Below are 18,424 nucleotides of genomic sequence, written 5' to 3'. Positions count from 1 at the left end.
GAAAGGTACCAACAAGAATGATCGATTCCTCGCTGAACCGCCGCCAGTGGTTGCGTGCGGCAGGCGGCCTCGTGGCCGGCGTCGCCGCAAGCAGCCTGATTCCCGCGCGCGCCGCCGAACCGCGCAAGCTGACGCGCAACACGGACACGGTGCGCATAGGTTGGGGTTACGGCAGTCTCCCCGATATCGCGCGGCAACGTGGCGTGTTCGAAAAGACGCTCGCGGCCAAGAACATCAAGGTCGAATGGATCGGTCCGTTTCCGAATCACGCGCCCTCGCTACAGGCCGTGGTCGGCGGCAGCGCGGACTTCGGCTTCTGGGGCTCGACGACGCCCGCGCTTGCGTCGATGCTCGCAGGCTCGCCACTCGTCTTCAATGCGTTCGATGTCTATTCGCCGCGCTCGACCGCGATCATCGTCAAGAAGACGAGCGGGATCCATTCGGTGGCGGATCTGGCCGGGCGCAAGGTCGCGGTCAACCGTTCCGGGCTCGGCGAGTTTCTGTTGATCGCAGCGCTGGAAAAGAATCACATCGACCGCGGCAAGGTTGAATTCGTCTATCTGAATCCACCCGACGCAGCGCCCGCCTTCGCGCAAGGCAAGGTCGATGCATGGTCGATGTGGTCGCCCGCCGTGGACATTGCGCGCAACGCCAACGACGCGAAGGACATCTTCAACGAAGGACGCGATCTGGATTTTCTGATCGACTACAGCTCGCTCGTGACGCGCCGCAAGTTCACCGAGGAAAACTCCGAGCTGATTCGCGCGGTCATCGACGCGTATTACGTCGAAGGCGCATGGCAGTCGAGTCATTCCAGCGAATCGGAAAAACTCGTGCAAGGTGAAGCGAAATATCCCGATCAGGTGCGCGATTATCTGGCGAGTCTCAAGCGCGTGAATCAATTTCATGAACCCGATGACGCTGCCTTCATGGCGCAGCTTCAACGCGCCGCCGACTGGCTCGCGGAACGCAAGATCATCAATTCGCGCATCAAGGTGGCCGACTACAGCATCAAGGTCTGACGAGGCGAGCCATGAACATGCGATACACACTGGCCTGCGATCACGGCCGCAATCTGTCGAACGCGTGGTCGCGCAACTTCGCACGAGAGCGATCCCATGTCTGATACGAAGAACATCGACCCTACCGCGCCGAAACTGGTCTCGCCGCTGTCAGCAAGGCTCGGTTTCGCGGAGATCATCGCGGACATTGCATCGACTGCGGCTGCACGCGAGCTTGCGCATCGTCTGCCGCACGAGGAGATCGCAAGGCTCAAGGCGGCGGGCTTCGGCCGCTCGCGTCTGCCCGCCGATGCGGGTGGCCTCGGCTTGTCCTTGAGCGAACTGCTCGTCGTCGCGCGAGATGTCGCGGCGGCGGATTCGAACATCGCGCACGCGTTTCGTAACCATCTCTGGCAAATCGAGGCAGCGCTCAGGCGGCGCGACCTTCCGTTTCATGCGCACGTTCTCGACCTCGCCAGGCAGAACAAGACCGTCGGATTGAGCTTCACGCAGACCGATGTGACTGCCGCTGGCGCGCGACCGACGCAGGTTCTGAGCCGTTTGGAATGGGACACAAGCCGCGATGTCTATGTCGGCTCCGGCGACAAGGTTTATGCCACGGGCAACCTCTACAACGATGCGTTCATCGGCCTTGCCGTGGAAAGTCGCGCGGGCCGCAACGTGCAATACGTGCTCGATCGTGGCGAAGGCGTGGACGACGCCGACGACTGGCAAGGCTTCGGCCAGCGCTTGACAGGTTCGGGCACGGCCAGGTTTCGCGCCGTGACGGTGCCGGCCGCGCATGTCTATCCGACTGACCCGCCAAGGTCGGATGAAGCCGCGCCTTGGGGATACACCTTCCATCAGGTTTATCTGACCAACTGCATCGCGGGCATCGTGCGGCGCGTGGCGCTGGATGCCGTCGAGGTGCTTCGTTCGCGCGGCCGCAACTTCTATCATGGCGAGGCCGCGCATCCGGCAGACGAACCGGTGTTGCAGACCCTGCTCGGGCGCATCCGTGCTTATGCGGCGAGTGTCGAGGCGACGGCGGACCGCGCGGTCGCGGCGCTGCAGCGTGCATCGGAAAGCCATGGCACACGCGATGAATACGACACCACGCTCGCAGCCACGTTCGCGGCGGCCGAAGCGAAGGTCGTCATCGACGATCTCGCGCCGCAAATCGCGTCGTGGCTGATCGATCTGGGATCAGGCTCGGTCGTCTCGCGCACGGGCGCTCTCGACCGGCACTGGCGCAACATCAAGGTGATCGCGTCGCATAATCCGCGGCTCTACAAGGAGCGCTTGCTTGGCCAGAACTTGCTGAACGGACAACTGCCGCCGACGGGCGCGTTTTTCTGATCTCGGGCTGCGGCGTTCTCGCTCACCAAGGGGGAACGCGCTGCGCGGCCCCAGCGGCGCACGTCCGCCAAAGCGCGCCGCAGCGCTCCTTACGCATAAACAGTAGCGCAACCCCTTCGTTTTACGCAGCAAGCAATCGACGCACGCGCGGCACGACCTCTTCCGCAAAGCCGCGCATATCGATTTCGAACGGCTGGAACTGCAGCATGAAGAGTTCGATTCCCGCCCGGTGAAAGTCCGCCACGCGCCGCGCGACCGTATCGTAATCGCCGACGAGACCCGCCGCCGTGCCGCCGTTCGATCCCACGCGCGCCGTCTTCGCGAAGGTCTTGTGCATGACCGTGTTCGGATCGGTATTGGCCTTCTGCTGTTCGCGCAGCGGCTTGTCGAGTTCCGCCAACGCAAAGAGATGGTCGAGATGCGCCTCGGCCTGCGCCTGCGTCTCACGCGCGATCACGAAGGCCGACAAGCCGAAACGCAAGGCATCGGCGCCAGCGGGACGCACGCGCGCACCGACATCGGCGATCAGGCGTGCAACATCTTCAGGCGGCTGGCCGTTGATGAACCACACGTCTCCATGCGCGGCCACGAGCGAGCGCGCCGGTTCCGATTCGCCGCCGACATAGAAGCGCGGCCGCGCGCGAAAAGGATCGGCGGGACGCAAGCGGTATTCGTCGATACGAAAGTTGTCGCCATGATGATTCACGACCTCGCCGCGCAAGAGCTTGTCGAGCACGGCTATCCACTCGCGGCCATAGGCATAGCGTTCGTCATGCTCCGGAAAACCGATACCGGCGCGCTCCAGCTCCGGACGATTCCACGCATTCACCAGATTGATGGCGAAGCGCCCGCCGCTGATGTGCTCGATTTGCTGCGCCATCTTCGCGAGCACCACCGGATGATAGAGATAAGGCTTGATCGCCGTGATGATCTCGATGCGCGAGGTCAGCGCCGCGAGCGCAGCCGATGCCGTCCACGCTTCGAGCTGATCGAGCGAGGGATCGTGCGGATTGATCGTGTGCTGGGCGACGAGCACCGAGTCGTATCCAAGACGCTCGGCTTCGAGCACGAGTGCCTTGTTGCGCGCCCATGATGCGTCATAAGGCTCTGCGGGGTCCTGCAGCGCCGCGCGGCTGCCGTGCACGAGCGCCCAGACGCCGAAGCGTGGAAAGTTGGAAGACATCGATTCGATACGCGAGAAGACGCAATGAAGGGGATCACATGCTAACGCCGCACGCGTGCGCGCTTTCGAATTTCTGAAGATAAGCAACTGCGCGAAACGCATTAAGCGAGCATGCCTTTCGTTCATGCCCGGCGCAGAAAACCTCACGAGCGCAGGGCTCATATGCATATTCGATTTGCTCGCTTCGCAATAGGCCGGGCGCGCGTCATCATTGCTTACTCACCTGCACGCTCCCTACCTAGCTCCCATCCATGCGCACGTTTTCGTCGGTCCTTCGCGGACTGGTCTTCGCCGCCGCTTTGTCCGGCGCGTTCATCGAACCTTCACTGGCGGCGAGCACGGCTCCCGCCGTCGATCGCGATACGGTCGTGATCGGCGTCGAGAAGGAGTTCTACAACCTCGACGGACTCGTGGCTGTCAGCGGCGATTCGCTGCGCTACGGATGGCAGATTTACGACACGCTCTATGGCTTCGACCTGAAGGGCGATCTCGTGCCGCGTCTCGCCACGAGCGTGAAAGTATCCGACGATGCGCGCGTCTTCACCTACAAGCTGCGTCCCAACGTCAAGTTCCACAACGGCGCAACGCTCACGTCGCGCGACGTGAAGGCATCGCTGGAACATGTGCTCGATCCACGCAGCAAGAGCACACGCCGTCCGTTCTTCGCGCCGGTGATCGATTCGGTGGAAACGCCCGATGACCTCACCGTCGTCTTCAAGCTCAAGGCGCCGGACGGCGCCTTCGCGAACAAGATCGCGGGGTATCTGTATATCGTGCCCGCCGACTATCTCGCGAGTCTGCCGAATCCGGATGCCTTCGCGCAGAAGCCGGTGTCGCTCGGGCCGTACAAGTTCAAGTCGCTCGCGCCCGGCGGCAGCGAACTCGTTCTGGAGCGCTTCGACGACTACTGGGGCGAAAAGCCCCGCGTGAAGACGCTGATCTTTCGCGCGATCACCGAGCCCGCGAGCCGTGTCAATGCGGTGCTGCGCGGTGAAGTGGATATCTCCGTCGCGCTGCCCTTCTCCGACTATGCGCGGCTCAAGAAGGAAAGCGGGCTGGACGTGATCGAAAGCCGCGTCGCGTCGCCGGTGTACGTGCGCGTCTACACGACCGACAAGAACTCGCCGTTCTCTAACGTCAAGGTGCGCCAGGCGCTGAGCTATGCGCTCGATACCCAAGCCATCATCAAGAGCGTGCTCTATGGCGTGGGCGAGCCGCTCGGCACGATGATCTCCAACTACTATCCGTACGGCGCGGATCGTTCGATCAGGCCGTATGCCTACGACCCGACAAAGGCGAAAGCGCTGCTCGCCGAAGCGGGCTATCCGAAGGGCTTGGAGACCACGCTCAACATTCAGGGCGACATGCCGCAAGGCGTGGCCGAAGCGATCGCCGCGTACTGGGGGCAAGTGGGCGTGAAGGTCAAGCTCAACCGCCTCACCTATGCCACCTTCCAGCGTCTGAACAATACACACACGTCCGGGCCGCTCGCACTGAGTCAGTTTACCAATGCGTTGTACGACCCGGTGCATCCGGTGGGCGGCGCGTTTGCATCGAATGGAAGCTGGTCCGACTATTCGAACCCGAAGGTCGATGCGCTGCTCGCCGATGCCTCACGCGTCAGCGATACCAAGAAGCGCGGCGAGATCTTCCAGCAGGTCGGACGCGAACTGCACGACGACGCCGCTGCGTTCTTCATCTCCGAATTCACCTACGTGTATGCGAAGAAGAAGACGTTGCAATGGCAACCGCAGCAAGGCGGCGGCTTCCTGAACTTCCGCTCGGTGCAATGGGCCGCGCCGACCGTGGCGGGGAACTGAGATGATCGCCTACGGTCTGCGGCGGGTGGGCTCGGCCTTGATCACGGTCTGGCTGATGTCGGTCCTGATCTTCGTGCTGGTGCGCATGGTGGGCGACCCCGCTTACTTGCTGATGCCGCCCGAAGCCACCGAAGCGGACCGGCAGCTCTTTCGCGAGCAACTCGGTCTTGCCGATCCCGTGCCCGCGCAGTACGCGCGTTTCTTGAGCGGCATCCTCCACGGCGACATGGGCAACTCGTTTCACTTCGGCGCGCCGGCGCTCACCATGGCGCTCAGCCGGCTTGCATCCAGTCTGCTGCTCGTGGGTGTGTCGCTGGCGGTGGCGCTCGCGCTCGGGTTGACGCTCGGCGTCGTCTCGGCGGTGCGGCGCGGATCTCTCTTCGATCGGGCGGTGTCGTTTTTTGCGGTACTCGGTCAGGCCGCGCCGCCGTTCTTCGTCGCGCTGCTGCTCATCCGTCTTTTCTCCGTGCAATGGGGCTGGCTTCCAACCGGCGGCCACGGCTCGTGGCGTCATCTGATCCTGCCCGTCGCCGCGCTCTCGTGGTATTCGGCGGCGGGCATCGCGCGGCTCACGCGCGCCAACATGCTGAGCGTGCTCGAAGCCGATTACATCCGCATGGCACGCATCAAGGGCTTGCCGGAGCGCGTCGTGATCGTGACGCACGCGCTGCGCAACGCGGCGCTGCCGATTGTCGCGTTCACGGCTTCGCAGTTCGGTGTGTTGATAGGCGGCGCAGTGGCGATCGAGACCGTGTTTTCGTGGCCGGGCTTCGGCAGCCTCATGGTAGAGGCCATCAGCACGCTCGATTTCACGGTGGTGCAAGCGGCCGTGATCGTTTCCGTGCTGCTGTTCGTCTCGATCAATCTCGCGGTCGATGTGCTCTATGCGCTCATCGACCCACGCATCCGGTATCGACAATGAGCGCGCGTTTTCCCTCCAATAGCGGCGAGCACGCATGGGGCCGCCTGGCATGGCTGGATAGCGGCGTCGCGATCAACGCCGGCGTGCTGGTGCTGATCGTCGCGGGCTCCGTGCTCGCGCCGTGGCTCACGCGCGTCGATCCCAATGCCATCGACCTCGCGGCGACGCTTCAGGCGCCTGGCATGCATCACTGGTTCGGCACGGATCAGATGGGTCGCGACGTCTTCACGCGCACACTCCATGGCGGACGCATCTCGCTTTCCATCGCCTTCTGCGCGGTGCTGCTGGCGGGCTTTTTCGGCGCGCTGGCGGGGCTCTTGTCGGCATATGTCGGCGGACGTTTCGATGCCGCGCTCATGCGTGTCGTCGATGCCCAGTACGCGCTGCCACCCGTGTTCCTCGCCATGCTGATCGTCGGCATATGCGGGCCGAGCATGACAAACATCGTCATCGTGGTGACGCTCGCGAACTGGGGGCGCTTCGCGCGCATCATCCGCGCCGAGGCATTGAGTCTGCGCGAACGCGATTTCATCCTGATCGCGAAACTGGCCGGCGCCACGCCGCTTCATGTGGTGCTGCGTCATTTGCTGCCGAACGTGCGTAATACGTTCATCGTCTTGCTGACGCTCGACATCGGGCTCGTCATCTTCATGGAAGCAGCGTTGAGCTTCGTCGGACTCGGCGTGCAGCCGCCCGATCCTTCGTGGGGCGGCATGATCGCCGAGGGCCGCAATTATCTCGATACCGCGTGGTGGCTCTCCGCGCTGCCGGGCCTCGTGCTGATTGCGACGGTTCTATGCAGCAACCGCATCGGCGAGAGTCTGCAACGCGGCGAACGCGCCGGGGAGGACTGGCGATGAGCAACCAGCCCGTGCTCGCGATCGACGATCTAGTGGTCGAAGCGCCCGGCGCGAACGGACGCGTGCGACTCGTCGACGGCGTGAGCTTTTCCGTGCACGCGGGCCGCACGCTGGGCCTCGTCGGCGAATCGGGTTCGGGCAAGAGCGTGACGTGTTTGTCCGTGCTTGGTTTGCCGCCGCGCGGCGTGCGCTTGAAGTCGGGCCGCATTCTGCTCGATGGCGTCGACTTGCGCGACAAGACACCCGCCGAACTGAACGCGCTGCGTGGCCGGGATATCGGCATGATTCTGCAAGACCCGATGACCTCGCTCAATCCGCTTCTGACCATCGGCCGGCAGATCACGGAGATGTTTCGTTATCGGGAGGGCGTGACGAGCCGCGCCGAACGCGAGACGCGCGCCATCGAGTTATTGCGGCGCGTACGCATTCCCGCGCCCGAGAGCCGGCTCAAGAGCTATCCGCATCAGTTCAGCGGCGGCATGCGCCAGCGCGTGGCAATCGCCATGAATCTCGCGTGTAATCCGCGCCTTCTAATCGCCGATGAACCGACCACCGCCCTCGACATCACCGTGCGCCTGCAGATACTCGACCTGTTGCGCGAGGTGCAAGCCGAACGCGGGACGGCGATCGTGCTCGTCACACACGATCTGCATCTCGTGCGCGGCTATTGCGACGACGTCGCGGTGATGTATGCGGGGCGCATCATCGAGCAGGGTCCGGTGGAAGAAGTGTTCGCGCGGCCGCGCCATCCTTATACGAAAGGGCTGCTCGGCGCGGTGCCGCGACTGTTCAGCTTGCAGCATCGGCTGACGGTGATTCCCGGACATCCGCCCTTGCCTGGCAGCATTGCAGAAGGTTGCCGCTTCGCGCCGCGTTGCCCGCGCGCGCAAGCCGATTGCCTGAGCACTTATCCCGCGACGCGCTCGCTCGATGCCGGCCGCGAAGTCGCGTGCTGGCATCCGCAAGAGTACGACGTCACCGCGCATCCTCCTCTTGCGACGGCCACGACATGAGCGCTTCCGACACGCAAGTCTCAGCGATAGAAGTGGCGCGCGTCGCCAAAACGTTCCCGGTGCGCGGTGGACTTTTCGCGCGTCCGAAGATGCTGCGCGCCGTGGAAGACGCATCGTTCGTGCTGCCGCTTGGCGGCACTTTCGGACTCGTCGGCGAATCGGGATCGGGCAAGTCCACGCTGGCGAAGATCATCCTCGGCGCGGACGATGCAAGCCAGGGCAACGTCTTCTTCGGCGAACGCGTCTTCGGCAAGCACACGCAGGCGAAGGACGTCCGCTGGCGGCAACGCGCCGTGCAAGCCGTCTTGCAAGACCCGTTCGGCTCGCTCGATCCGCACATGACGATCAGCGACATCGTGCTGGAACCGCTGCGTATTCAGCGCAGCGGGCTTGCTCGCGCGGTACTCGACAAGCGTCTCGACGAACTCCTCGCGCAAGTCGGCCTGCCTGCGGAATTCAAACGGCGGCGCCCCGGCGAGTTGAGCGGCGGCCAGCGTCAGCGCGTGGCCATTGCGCGCGCGCTCGTGCTGGAACCGGAGATTCTCGTGCTGGACGAGCCGGTTTCCGCGCTCGATGTGTCCATTCAGGCGCAAGTGCTCAACCTGCTGAAAGACCTGCAGGATGCGCTCGGCCTGTCCTATCTGCTGATTTCGCACGACCTCGCCGTGGTCGCGTTCATGAGCAGCCATATCGGCGTGCTCTATCTCGGACGCTTCATGGAACGAGGCACGCGCGAGGATATCGTCGAGCGCGCGGCGCATCCGTACACGCATGCGCTGATCGCCGCGTCCGAGCCGGATTCGTTCGCTGTCGAGCCTATTGGTGGCGAGATTCCATCGCCGTTAGCGCCGCCTTCCGGCTGTGTCTTTCATACGCGCTGCCCCGCTGTGCGCGACGTCTGCCGCACGGAAGCGCCGCCCGATTATCAGTGGTCCGCGACGCATCGCGTGATGTGTCATTTTCCCATCGCATCGAAGCAGACATAGGACGCACGCCATGTCGAAGGAAATCCGCATCAACGCGTTTCTGGCCTTCGCGCCGACGCACCTTTCGCCGGGGCTATGGGCGCATCCGCGTGACCGCGCGCTCGACTACAACTCGCTCTCGCTCTGGACCGATCTCGCGAAGACGGCGGAACGCGGCGGCTACGACGCGCTTTTCTTCGCCGATGGCATCAGCCAGTACGACGTCTATGGCGGCTCGAACGCCGCGGGCGTGCGCTGGGGCCTGCAGTTCCCGCGCCTCGATCCGCTCTTGCTGGTTTCCGCGATGGCGCAGGTCACCGAGCATCTCGGCTTCGCGGTGACGAGCAGCGTGAGCTACGAAGCCCCGTTCCTCTTCGCGCGGCGCATGTCCACGCTCGATCATCTGACGCGCGGGCGCATTGGCTGGAACATCGTGACGAGTTTCGGGCAGAGCGGCGCGCGGGCGATAGGACAGGACGGCGCGCGGCCGCACGACGAGCGTTACGATCTCGCCGACGAATACATGGAGATCGTGTACCGCCTGTGGGAAGAAAGCTGGGAAGACGGCGCGGCGGTACGCGATACCGAGACCCGCGTTTTCGCCGATCCGGCGCGCGTTCACGAGATTCGCCATGAAGGAAGATTCTTCTCGATGCAGGGCACGCATTACTCGGAGCCTTCCCCGCAACGCACACCGCTTTTGTATCAGGCAGGCACGTCCGGTCGCGGCAAGGACTTCGCCGCGCGTCATGCCGAATGCGTGTTCCTGAGCTCGCCGACCGCGCATCTGGTCGCGCGCGATGTCGCCGATGTGCGCGCACGGGCCGCCGCGCTCGGCCGCGATCCCGCTTCGGTGTTGTTCTTCGCGCTTGCCACCGTGATCGTCGCGCCGACCGCCGAAGAGGCGCAGGCGAAGTGGCAGGACATTCAGCGCCACGTGAGTCTGGAAGGCGCGCTTGCATTGTTCTCGCGCTGGAGCGGTATCGACCTGTCGAAGTACAGCCCCGACGATCCGTTGCGCTACGTGAAGAGCGAAGGCATGCAGTCGGCGATAGAAGCATTCACCGTGGCCGATCCCGAGCGCGTGTGGACCATAGGCGAACTCGCGATCTTCAACGCCATTGGCGGCAAGGGACCGGTGTTCATCGGTTCGCCCACCGAAGTCGCCGATGCACTCGAAAGCTGGATGGCGCAAACGGGCATCGACGGCTTCAATCTCAGTCACGCGCTGTTGCCCGGCACACACGAAGATTTCGTCGATCTCGTCGTGCCCGAACTGCGACGTCGCGGCGTCTATAAACCGGCCTATCGCGCAGGCACCTTGCGCGAAAAACTCTATGGCGAGGGCGCGGCGCACCTTGCCGCGCCGCATCCCGCCGCATCTTTCCGAAGCGCTCACAGCGTTTCGCCCATCGAGGACGAAAGCCATGCTTGATACCGCATACGAGACCATCACCGTCGAGCCGCTCACGCGTCATATTGGCGCGCAGATTGGCGGCATCGACCTGACGCAGCCGCTTTCCACGCAGCAGGTGGCCGACGTGCGCCGCGCGCTGCTCGCGCATCAGGTGATCTTCTTTCGCGATCAGCCGATCACTCTGGACCAGCATCTCGCGCTCGGCCGGCATTTCGGCACGTTGCACGTGCATCCGAATAGTCCCGGTCCCGAAGGCTACCCGGAGATCCTGACGATCCACGCAGATGCCGGTAGCAAACGCGTCGCGGGTGACCACTGGCACTCGGACGTGTCTTGCGACGAAGCGCCGCCAATGGGCAGCATCCTGCATCTGCATACGCTGCCATCGTATGGCGGCGACACGCTCTTTTCCAGTTCCTACGCGGTGTATGAATCGCTGTCGCCCGGCTTTCGATCCTATCTCGAAGGACTGACCGCCACGCACGATGGCGAGCCGACTTATCGGCAGCGCAATCGCCTGCGCGGTATCGACGATACGGGCAAGCGCTTTCCGAAGGCATCGCATCCGGTGGTGCGCACGCATCCGGAAACGGGACGTCGTGGCGTATTCGTCAATTCGAACTTCACGACGCACATCGATGGCGTGTCCGAGGCGGAGAGCGAAGGCATTCTGCGCCTGCTCTATGCACGCTTCGCCGCACCCGAGTTCCAGGTGCGCTTTCGCTGGCAGCCGCATTCCATCGCCTTCTGGGACAACCGCGCGGTTCAGCATCTCGCCGTGTGGGATTACTACCCGGAAGTGCGCTCGGGTTTTCGCGTAACGATCAACGGTGACAAGCCTTTCCTATGAGCCACGACGCACAGCGCATCAAGAAGGAAATCCGCGTCAATGCATTCGCCTTGCACAGCCCCGTGCATCATTCGCCAGGCATGTGGCGGCATCCGCGCGACCGCTCGCTCGAATACAACACCCTTGATTACTGGGTCGATCTGGCGAAGACGCTGGAGCGCGGGCTGATCGATTCGCTCTTCATGGCCGACAGCATCGGCGTGAACGACGTGCACGGCGGCAATATCGATACGGCCTTGCGTCACGGAGCGCAGGTGCCGAAGCAGGACCCGATCATGTCGCTCTCCGCGATGGCCTACGCCACGCGCGATCTCGGCCTGTGCGTCACGAGCAACGCCAATCACGAGCCGCCGTATGTGTTCGCGCGCCGCATGTCCACGCTCGATCACCTGACGCGCGGACGCATCGGCTGGAACATCGTCACGGGCTTCGCACAGAGTAGCGTGAGGGTGCTCGGCAAGGACGGCGTCGCCTCGCGCGACGAGCGCTACGATATCGCCGACGAGTATATGGATGTCGTCTACAAGCTATGGGAAAGCAGCTGGGAAGACGGCGCGAGCGTGCGCGACCGCGACACCGGCATCTTCGCCGATCCGTCGAAGGTGCATCGCGTCGATCATCACGGCAAGTACTTCAAGGTGCAGGGCATCCACATGACCGAGCCTTCGCCGCAGCGCACGCCGGTGCTGTTCCAGGCGGGATCGTCGGCGCGCGGGCAGCGCTTCGCGGGACGTCACGCCGAAGGCATCTATCTGAGCGGGCCGAGCAAGAAGGTGCTGACGCCCGTGGTGTCGGGCACGCGCGCGGAAGCGGTCAAGGCGGGACGCGACGGCCGCGACATTCAGTTCTTCACGATGGCGACCATCGTCACCGGCCGCACCTCGCGCGAGGCGCGCGACAAATACGAGGATTATCGCCGCTACGTGACGCCCGAAGCCGCGCTGGCGATGTTTTCCGGCTGGACGGGCATCGACTTCTCGACTTACGACCCCGACGAGCCGATCCGCTACATGCAGCTCGATGCGGGCACGTCCTCGGCGCTTGAAGGCTTCACACGGCTCGATCCGGAACGCGTTTGGACCGTGCGCGAACTCGCGTTGCATAACGCCATCGGCGGACGCGGTCCGGTGTTCATCGGCGCACCGGACGAAGTGGCGGATGCACTCGAAGACTGGGTCGATGAAACCGATATCGACGGCTTCAATCTGAGCTATGCCGTGACGCCGGAAGCCTACGAGGACTTCGCGGAATTGATCGTCCCCGAGTTGCAGGCGCGCGGCCGCTACAAGACGCGCTATGCGCCGGGCAGCCTGCGCGAGAAGCTCGGCGGGCAAAGCAGCTTCCTGAACGCGCGTCATCCCGGCGCCGCGTTTCGCCGCTAACTCCTTCCAAGACTCCACCATGAGCACTTCCATACGACTCTCCGACGCACTCGCCGCCCTGCCCGCACTCGCCGACGAAATCGGCGCCGATGCCGCCCAGCGCGAGCTGCGCCGGGAACTGCCGTTCGAGGCCTTCGACGCGTTCCGCCGTTCGGGCCTCGGCGCGTTGCGCATACCCGCCGAACACGGCGGACTGGGCGGCTCGCTCGAAGACGCTATTCACGTCGTCACGACGCTCGCGGCGGCCGAGTCGAACGTCGCGCATGCGTTGCGCGTGCATTTCGATGTCGCCGAGTCCATGCGTCTTGCACCGCACACGCCGTTTCACGACCGGCAAGTGCGCCGTATCGTCGAAGGCGGGTTGTTCGGCGGCGCATCGGGCGAACAGGGCACGGCGCGCGCGGGCGAAATCGAAACGGCATTGCGGCGCGAGGGCGACCACTTCCGCGTCACGGGCAAGAAGTACTACACGACCGGCACGGCGTACGCCGACTTCGTGCGCACCAATCTGGTCGATGAAAACGGCAAGGGCGTGACGGCCATCATTCCGGTACGCACGGAAGGACTCGAAGTGCTCGACGACTGGGACGGCATGGGTCAGCGCATGACGGCAAGCGGCAGCGTGGTGTTCGACAACGTGAAGGTGGACGCAAGCGAAGTGATCGAGAAAGGCTATCCGTCGCTCGTCGGCCGGCACGGCGGCGCGTATCGGCAGTTGCACCTCGTCGCGGTGGCGGCGGGGATCGTGCGCAATATCGTGTCCGATGCGCGCGGCTATGTCACGGGACATGGGCGGCCGGTCATGCACTCCACCGCGGCCACGGCCCGCGAGGACGTGTTCATTCAGCAGGTGGTGGGCGAACTATCGGCGTTGAGTCACACGATCGATGTGCTGGTGCGGGACAACGCGCGCACGCTCGATGTGTCGTCGAACGCCATCCGCAATGCCGATCCGGCCGCGGATGAACTCGTGCTGCAAAGCGCGCTCGCCACGGCGCGCACGCAGATCATCGTCGGCAAGCTGGCCTTGCAGGCGGGCGAGCGTCTCTTCGATGCGGGCGGCGCGTCCGCGACTTCGCGCAAACATAACTTCGATCGGCACTGGCGCAATCTGCGCACGATCTTCAGCCATAACCCCCTGCATCATAAGGCGAAGGTCGTGGGCGACTACGTGCTCAATGGCGTGAAGACGTATTTGGTGGAAGGCCGGACGTTTTAGGCGCGCGTCGCTTGTTGCATGGAAACGGGTGGACCGGTAGTTGCATTTCGCCGCGATGCCACCGGAAGTAGCGGCACTTTTAGTGATGCGCGACGCCGCTTTGGTTGCAAGAGGTTGAAGCCAGCGCAAACCACGCCCGACTCTCCCGCGTGATAAGGTCACAGGAAACCTTGGGAGCGAACATCATGCAAAAACTGACTCCGGCTGGCGAGCAAATCATCGGAGAAATTGCCCGGCGACACGGCTTTAGCACCGATGCCGTGATGAGCATGCTCGAATCCGTGATTCGGGGAAACGGCGGCATGGCGCAGTTCAGCCACCCTGAGTTCGGAGGTTCCGGCCAGTGGATGCTGGGTGGCATGACTATGGTCTCGGACCTGTTCAACAACCACCTGAAGGGTCAGGTGAACGGCTTGTGCTCCGAGCTTTCTGGCCTGATCGCCAGTCAGCCCGACCTGATTCGCAGCGGCAGTTTTCAGTCGCAGAGCCAGGGCGTGCAGCATCAGCATCACGATGGTGATGGTCATCGACAGCAGACTGCAGCCGGCCCCGTCGGCTCGGTGAGTCTCTTCGTTCCCGCCGATACGAGCAACTCCGGCAATTGGTGGCCCACCGATCTAGGCTGGCCGAATAGCACCGGCGCACAGAACGGCATGCGCTACGCGTTCTTCTCTCAAGCCAAACGCCTTGCGATAGAAGTGAACGGAAAGACGACGCTTTACGACACGCTCGATCACGAGATCGGCGGCTTCTCGCAGCAGCAGTCGCACGGTGCGTCTCTTACGTTTGGAAGCCAGCACGGTTTGGTCGATGTCGGGAGCCTTCCTGTTGTCTCCTCAAGCGGGGGTTTGCCTGTGCAGGAGGCGCCGGTGAGTGCTCGGTCATCGGCGGCAGAGTCGGATGTATTTGCCACCATCGAGAAGCTCGCTCAATTGCACGCTAAAGGAATTCTTAGCGATGAAGAGTACGCTTCGAAGAAGGCGGAGTTGTTGGGACGGTTGTGAGCGTCGGGCGGTGTTTGTTGATTGGAGAATACGCTTCCCGCCTTGACGCATTCGATGGGCGCGCGATGCGTAGTTGGAGGTGCTTAATCGTCGATCGGGTGCCGAGCTCGACAGACATGCACGACCACTTGCCTTCATACGCATGACTTCGAACCCCTCACCTCGACACCGGATACCCGACTCATGAACGAACGCCAGCTTCGTATCGATCTCGCTGCCGCATTCCGATGCTTCGCCCGGCTGGGCATGCACGAGGCCGTCGCGAATCATTTCAGCGCGGCCGTATCGCCAGATGGACGCAAGTTTCTAATGAACCCGAAGTGGGTGCATTTCTCGCGCATCCGCGCAAGCGACCTGCTGTTGCTCGATGCCGACGACGCCGACGACCTGGCCGGCCGCAACGATATCGATCCCACCGCGTGGGCCATCCACGGACAGCTTCACAAGCTCGCTCCGCATATACGCGTGGCAATGCATCTGCATCCGATTCACGCTACCGCGCTCGCATGTCTCGTCGACCCGGAGATCAAGCCGGTCGAACAAAACACGGCGCGTTACTTCAATCGCGTTGCGCTCGATACGTCCTTCGGTGGCATGGCCGATACCGCGGCAGAAGGCGCGCGTCTGGCCGGCCTACTCGGTGACAAGTCGCGCTTGATGATGGGAAATCACGGCGTCATGGTGACATCTTCGACCGTTGGTGAAGCGTATGACGACATGTACACGCTCGAACGCGCCTGCCAGATTCTGTGCATGGCGTATGCAACGGGACAACCGCTGAAACTGCTGTCGCCAGAAGTCGCCGAGAAGACGGCGCGCGACTGGGAAGGCATCGCGGATTTCTCCCTCGCGCACTTCGAAGAGATGAAGCGCATTCTGGACAAGGAAGACCCGTCCTACGCCGACTGAGATGAAGCCGTTTCGCGACACCGCGGCAACTCGAACGGCCTCGCCCAGCGTCGAGGCAAGTACGCTTCAAACGCCGACCGCAGGCTCGTAACCAATCTCTCGCTTGTCGGCGGTGATCACTCGAATGGGCTTGCCTTCGATCCACGCGCGAATATTCTCGACCGATTCGCCATAGTAGATGGCGTACGAGTCCTCGGTCACGTAACCGATGTGGGACGTCGCGATCACGTTGTTCATCGAGCGAAGGGGATGCCCGGCGGGCAGTGGCTCCATATCGTAGACATCGAGCGCCGCGCCCGCAATCTGTCTGCGCTGCAACGCGTCGATCAACGCTCGTTCGTTGACGATGGGTCCGCGCGCCGTGTTCACCAAAAGCGCATTCGGCTTCATGGTGGCGAGTTCCGCCGCGCCTATCAGGTCTCGCGTGCGCTCCGACAAGCGGACGTGAATGGAAAGAATATCGCTTCGTGCAAGCAGTTCTTCCTTTGTCACATAGGTCGCGCCATGCTTGGCGGCCGCTTCCCGCGTCATGTTCTGGCTCCACGCAATCGTCTTCATGCCGAACGCCTGTGCCACGCGGGCGGTCACGCTGCCGGAATAACCCAGCCCGAGAAGACCGATCGTCTTGCCGTTGAGATCGCGGCCGACCGACACTTGCCAGCCTCCTTCGCGAAACGAAGCCGCCTCGCTGGGAATGTGGCGCGCCGCCGCGAGGATGAGCGCCCAGGTGTGCTCCGCCGCAGCCGTCAACGAAGAAGCCGTCGCGCAGACCGTGATACCGAGTTCGTCGGCGGCTTCGATATCGATAGCCGCATTCCACGGCCCCGTGCTCGCAAGCAGCTTCAGGTTCTCGAGCTTCGACAGGACGTTCCGCGTGAAGCGGGTGCGCTCGCGCATGACGCAGAGAATGTCATACGGCCGAAGACGTTCGATGAGTTCCGCTTCGTCATCGATATGATCGGTGAACACATCGATTTCGGCGTGCTCTCGCAAGCCGTTCCAGTTGCCGAACTTGAGCGATGTATTCTGGAAGTCATCGAGAATGGCGATCTTGTGCATGAGCGTCGTGTCTTCGTGAGAATGTATGGAGAACGTGTCGGTCATCTCAAACCGGCTTGCTTGTCTGCGGCTTGAACCCTACGAGCATGACGATGATCCCGAGGACGAGTATCGCCGTCATCACGTAGAGGCCGCTCACGAGCGTGCCGGTCATCGTCTTGAGCCAGCCGATCACGAATGGGCTGCAAAAGCCGCTGAGCAAGCCGATGCAATTGACGAACGCAATGCTTGCCGCCGCAGCAGGCGAGCCATGAAGATAATCCGCGGCGAGCGACCAGATCAGCACGTTGGTCGCGAAGATGCCGATCGATGCGAAGGTCAGCAAGGCGACGGTCAAGGCCGGCGAGTTTGTCGGATGCGACACGAGAAGCAACGCCACCGCACCCACGACACCGGCGCAGGCCGCGTGCCAGCGCCGTTCGAGCATGCGGTCGGAACTGCGGCTGATAGCCACCATGCCGATAGCGCCCATGGCGTAGGGAATCGTCGAAAGCCAGCCCAATTGCGAGAGGTTCGAGATGCCTGAATCTTTCATGACGGTAGGAAGCCAGAAAGTCACCGAATACGTTCCACAGACAAACGCAAAGTCGATGAAGGCAAGCATATAGACCTTCGGGTCCGCAAGCGCATCCGCAAGGCGTCCGTGACCGCGATGTTCATTCTTGCGCTTGCGTTCGGTCTCGACGAGAAAGCCGTCGCGAAGCACTTTCTTTTCTGATTCGCTAAGCCAGCGCGCCTTGTCGATATTGTCGTCCAGCAAGAACAACGTGACGATGCCAAGCGCCACGGCCGGCAACGCCTCGACGATATAAAGCCATTGCCATCCCGCCATGTTGGCGACATGCGCGAGTTGCGTCATCGCCCATCCCGAGACGGGACCGCCAACCAGACCCGCGACCGGAAAGCCGACCATGAAGCAGGCGATGATCACGCCGCGCCGCTTCTCCGGAAACCACGAGCTCAGATAAAAGATGACGCCTGGAAAGAAGCCCGCCTCGAAGACGCCGAGCAGCAACCGCACGGCGTAGAACTCGGTGACGTTCGTCACGAACGCCGTGCACATGCCGACGATTCCCCAGCAGATCATGATGCGCGCAATCGTCTTCTTGGCGCCCACCCGCCTGAGCAACATGGCGCTCGGTACTTCCAGCAGACAGTACGAGAGAAAGAAGATGCCGGCGCCGAGACCGTAGACGCTGTCGCTGAAACCGAGCGCGTCCTGCATCTGCAGTTTCGCAAAGCCGACATTGATGCGGTCCAGAAAAGCCACGACGTAGCAAACGAACAGCAATGGCACGATGCGAAGCGTGACGCGCAGATAGAGCGCCCGCTCTTCGGCGCTCGACGTCGAGACGGTTGATGATTCGTCGGATACCGCCGGCTCGGGTTCAACAAAGGTACGATTCACAGCGTGTCTCCTTCGTTCGATAGTGTCTCTCTCTATCCCGACGTCTGCGCGGC

16 protein-coding genes are annotated in these 18,424 nt (G+C 62.9%); 13 read left to right on the top strand and 3 right to left on the bottom strand.

Translation table 11 applies throughout. The features are described from left to right. Window positions 1-17: 17 nt before the first annotated feature. Both NCT03_RS27325 and NCT03_RS27320 read left to right on the top strand, forming a co-directional pair. A complete protein-coding gene (locus NCT03_RS27325; RefSeq protein ID WP_244830685.1) occupies window positions 18-1,022 on the top strand; it encodes an NrtA/SsuA/CpmA family ABC transporter substrate-binding protein in 1,005 nt (334 codons plus the stop codon). A gap of 96 nt (window positions 1,023-1,118) precedes the next feature. After that, window positions 1,119-2,360: an acyl-CoA dehydrogenase family protein gene (locus tag NCT03_RS27320; protein WP_250494606.1), complete on the top strand. Its 1,242-nt coding sequence runs from the start codon at window positions 1,119-1,121 to the stop codon at window positions 2,358-2,360. Between the two features lie 121 nt (window positions 2,361-2,481). Here the strand turns inward: NCT03_RS27320 and NCT03_RS27315 are convergent, their stop codons facing one another. Further along, on the bottom strand, window positions 2,482-3,543 hold the full coding sequence (locus tag NCT03_RS27315) for an LLM class flavin-dependent oxidoreductase (RefSeq protein WP_250494605.1): 1,062 nt from the start codon (window positions 3,541-3,543) through the stop codon (window positions 2,482-2,484). A gap of 251 nt (window positions 3,544-3,794) precedes the next feature. Here NCT03_RS27315 and NCT03_RS27310 point away from each other — a divergent pair, with 251 nt between their 5' ends. The 11 genes from NCT03_RS27310 to NCT03_RS27260 all read left to right on the top strand — a co-directional run bounded on the left by NCT03_RS27310 (window position 3,795) and on the right by NCT03_RS27260 (window position 15,904). Further along, on the top strand, window positions 3,795-5,363 hold the full coding sequence (locus NCT03_RS27310; RefSeq protein ID WP_250494604.1) for an ABC transporter substrate-binding protein: 1,569 nt from the start codon (window positions 3,795-3,797) through the stop codon (window positions 5,361-5,363). Window position 5,364: 1 nt separating this feature from the next. Further along, the gene (locus NCT03_RS27305; protein ID WP_250494603.1) at window positions 5,365-6,285 is read left to right on the top strand and encodes an ABC transporter permease; all 921 of its coding nucleotides are present in this window, start codon (window positions 5,365-5,367) and stop codon (window positions 6,283-6,285) included. Beyond that, complete coding sequence (locus NCT03_RS27300) at window positions 6,282-7,145, top strand: ABC transporter permease (protein WP_250494602.1); 864 nt, start codon at window positions 6,282-6,284, stop codon at window positions 7,143-7,145. The genes NCT03_RS27305 and NCT03_RS27300 overlap by 4 nt, the downstream gene beginning before the upstream one ends. Continuing rightward, window positions 7,142-8,158: an ABC transporter ATP-binding protein gene (locus tag NCT03_RS27295; RefSeq protein ID WP_250494601.1), complete on the top strand. Its 1,017-nt coding sequence runs from the start codon at window positions 7,142-7,144 to the stop codon at window positions 8,156-8,158. Before NCT03_RS27300 ends, NCT03_RS27295 begins: the two co-directional genes overlap by 4 nt. After that, window positions 8,155-9,144 carry an oligopeptide/dipeptide ABC transporter ATP-binding protein gene (locus tag NCT03_RS27290; RefSeq protein ID WP_250494600.1) on the top strand — a complete coding sequence of 330 codons (990 nt, stop codon included), beginning with the start codon at window positions 8,155-8,157 and terminating at the stop codon, window positions 9,142-9,144. The genes NCT03_RS27295 and NCT03_RS27290 overlap by 4 nt, the downstream gene beginning before the upstream one ends. A 10-nt stretch (window positions 9,145-9,154) precedes the next feature. Beyond that, a complete protein-coding gene (locus NCT03_RS27285; RefSeq protein ID WP_244830695.1) occupies window positions 9,155-10,558 on the top strand; it encodes an LLM class flavin-dependent oxidoreductase in 1,404 nt (467 codons plus the stop codon). Next, the gene (locus NCT03_RS27280) at window positions 10,551-11,390 is read left to right on the top strand and encodes a TauD/TfdA dioxygenase family protein (RefSeq protein ID WP_250494599.1); all 840 of its coding nucleotides are present in this window, start codon (window positions 10,551-10,553) and stop codon (window positions 11,388-11,390) included. The genes NCT03_RS27285 and NCT03_RS27280 overlap by 8 nt, the downstream gene beginning before the upstream one ends. Window positions 11,391-11,407: 17 nt before the next feature. Continuing rightward, a complete protein-coding gene (locus tag NCT03_RS27275) occupies window positions 11,408-12,772 on the top strand; it encodes an LLM class flavin-dependent oxidoreductase (protein ID WP_370652258.1) in 1,365 nt (454 codons plus the stop codon). 19 nt (window positions 12,773-12,791) lie between these two features. Further along, window positions 12,792-13,991 carry an acyl-CoA dehydrogenase family protein gene (locus tag NCT03_RS27270; RefSeq protein ID WP_250494598.1) on the top strand — a complete coding sequence of 400 codons (1,200 nt, stop codon included), beginning with the start codon at window positions 12,792-12,794 and terminating at the stop codon, window positions 13,989-13,991. Between the two features lie 185 nt (window positions 13,992-14,176). Further along, window positions 14,177-14,995 (top strand): SHOCT domain-containing protein, encoded by an 819-nt coding sequence (locus NCT03_RS27265; RefSeq protein ID WP_250494597.1) that lies wholly within the window; start codon window positions 14,177-14,179, stop codon window positions 14,993-14,995. A 183-nt stretch (window positions 14,996-15,178) separates the two neighbouring features. Next, window positions 15,179-15,904, top strand: a complete 726-nt coding sequence (locus NCT03_RS27260; protein ID WP_250494596.1) for a class II aldolase and adducin N-terminal domain-containing protein — start codon at window positions 15,179-15,181, stop codon at window positions 15,902-15,904. A 66-nt stretch (window positions 15,905-15,970) separates the two neighbouring features. Here the strand turns inward: NCT03_RS27260 and NCT03_RS27255 are convergent, their stop codons facing one another. Together NCT03_RS27255 and NCT03_RS27250 are read right to left on the bottom strand one after the other, a co-directional pair. Further along, window positions 15,971-16,963, bottom strand: a complete 993-nt coding sequence (locus tag NCT03_RS27255; protein ID WP_250494685.1) for a D-2-hydroxyacid dehydrogenase family protein — start codon at window positions 16,961-16,963, stop codon at window positions 15,971-15,973. Between the two features lie 46 nt (window positions 16,964-17,009). Next, complete coding sequence (locus NCT03_RS27250) at window positions 17,010-18,371, bottom strand: MFS transporter (protein ID WP_244830737.1); 1,362 nt, start codon at window positions 18,369-18,371, stop codon at window positions 17,010-17,012. Window positions 18,372-18,424: the final 53 nt, after the last annotated feature.

Origin of the sequence: Caballeronia sp. GAWG1-1, from assembly GCF_023631465.1 — a bacterium.
In the GTDB taxonomy this organism is placed as follows: domain Bacteria; phylum Pseudomonadota; class Gammaproteobacteria; order Burkholderiales; family Burkholderiaceae; genus Caballeronia.
This window is presented reverse-complemented; position numbering and strand designations above follow the sequence as displayed.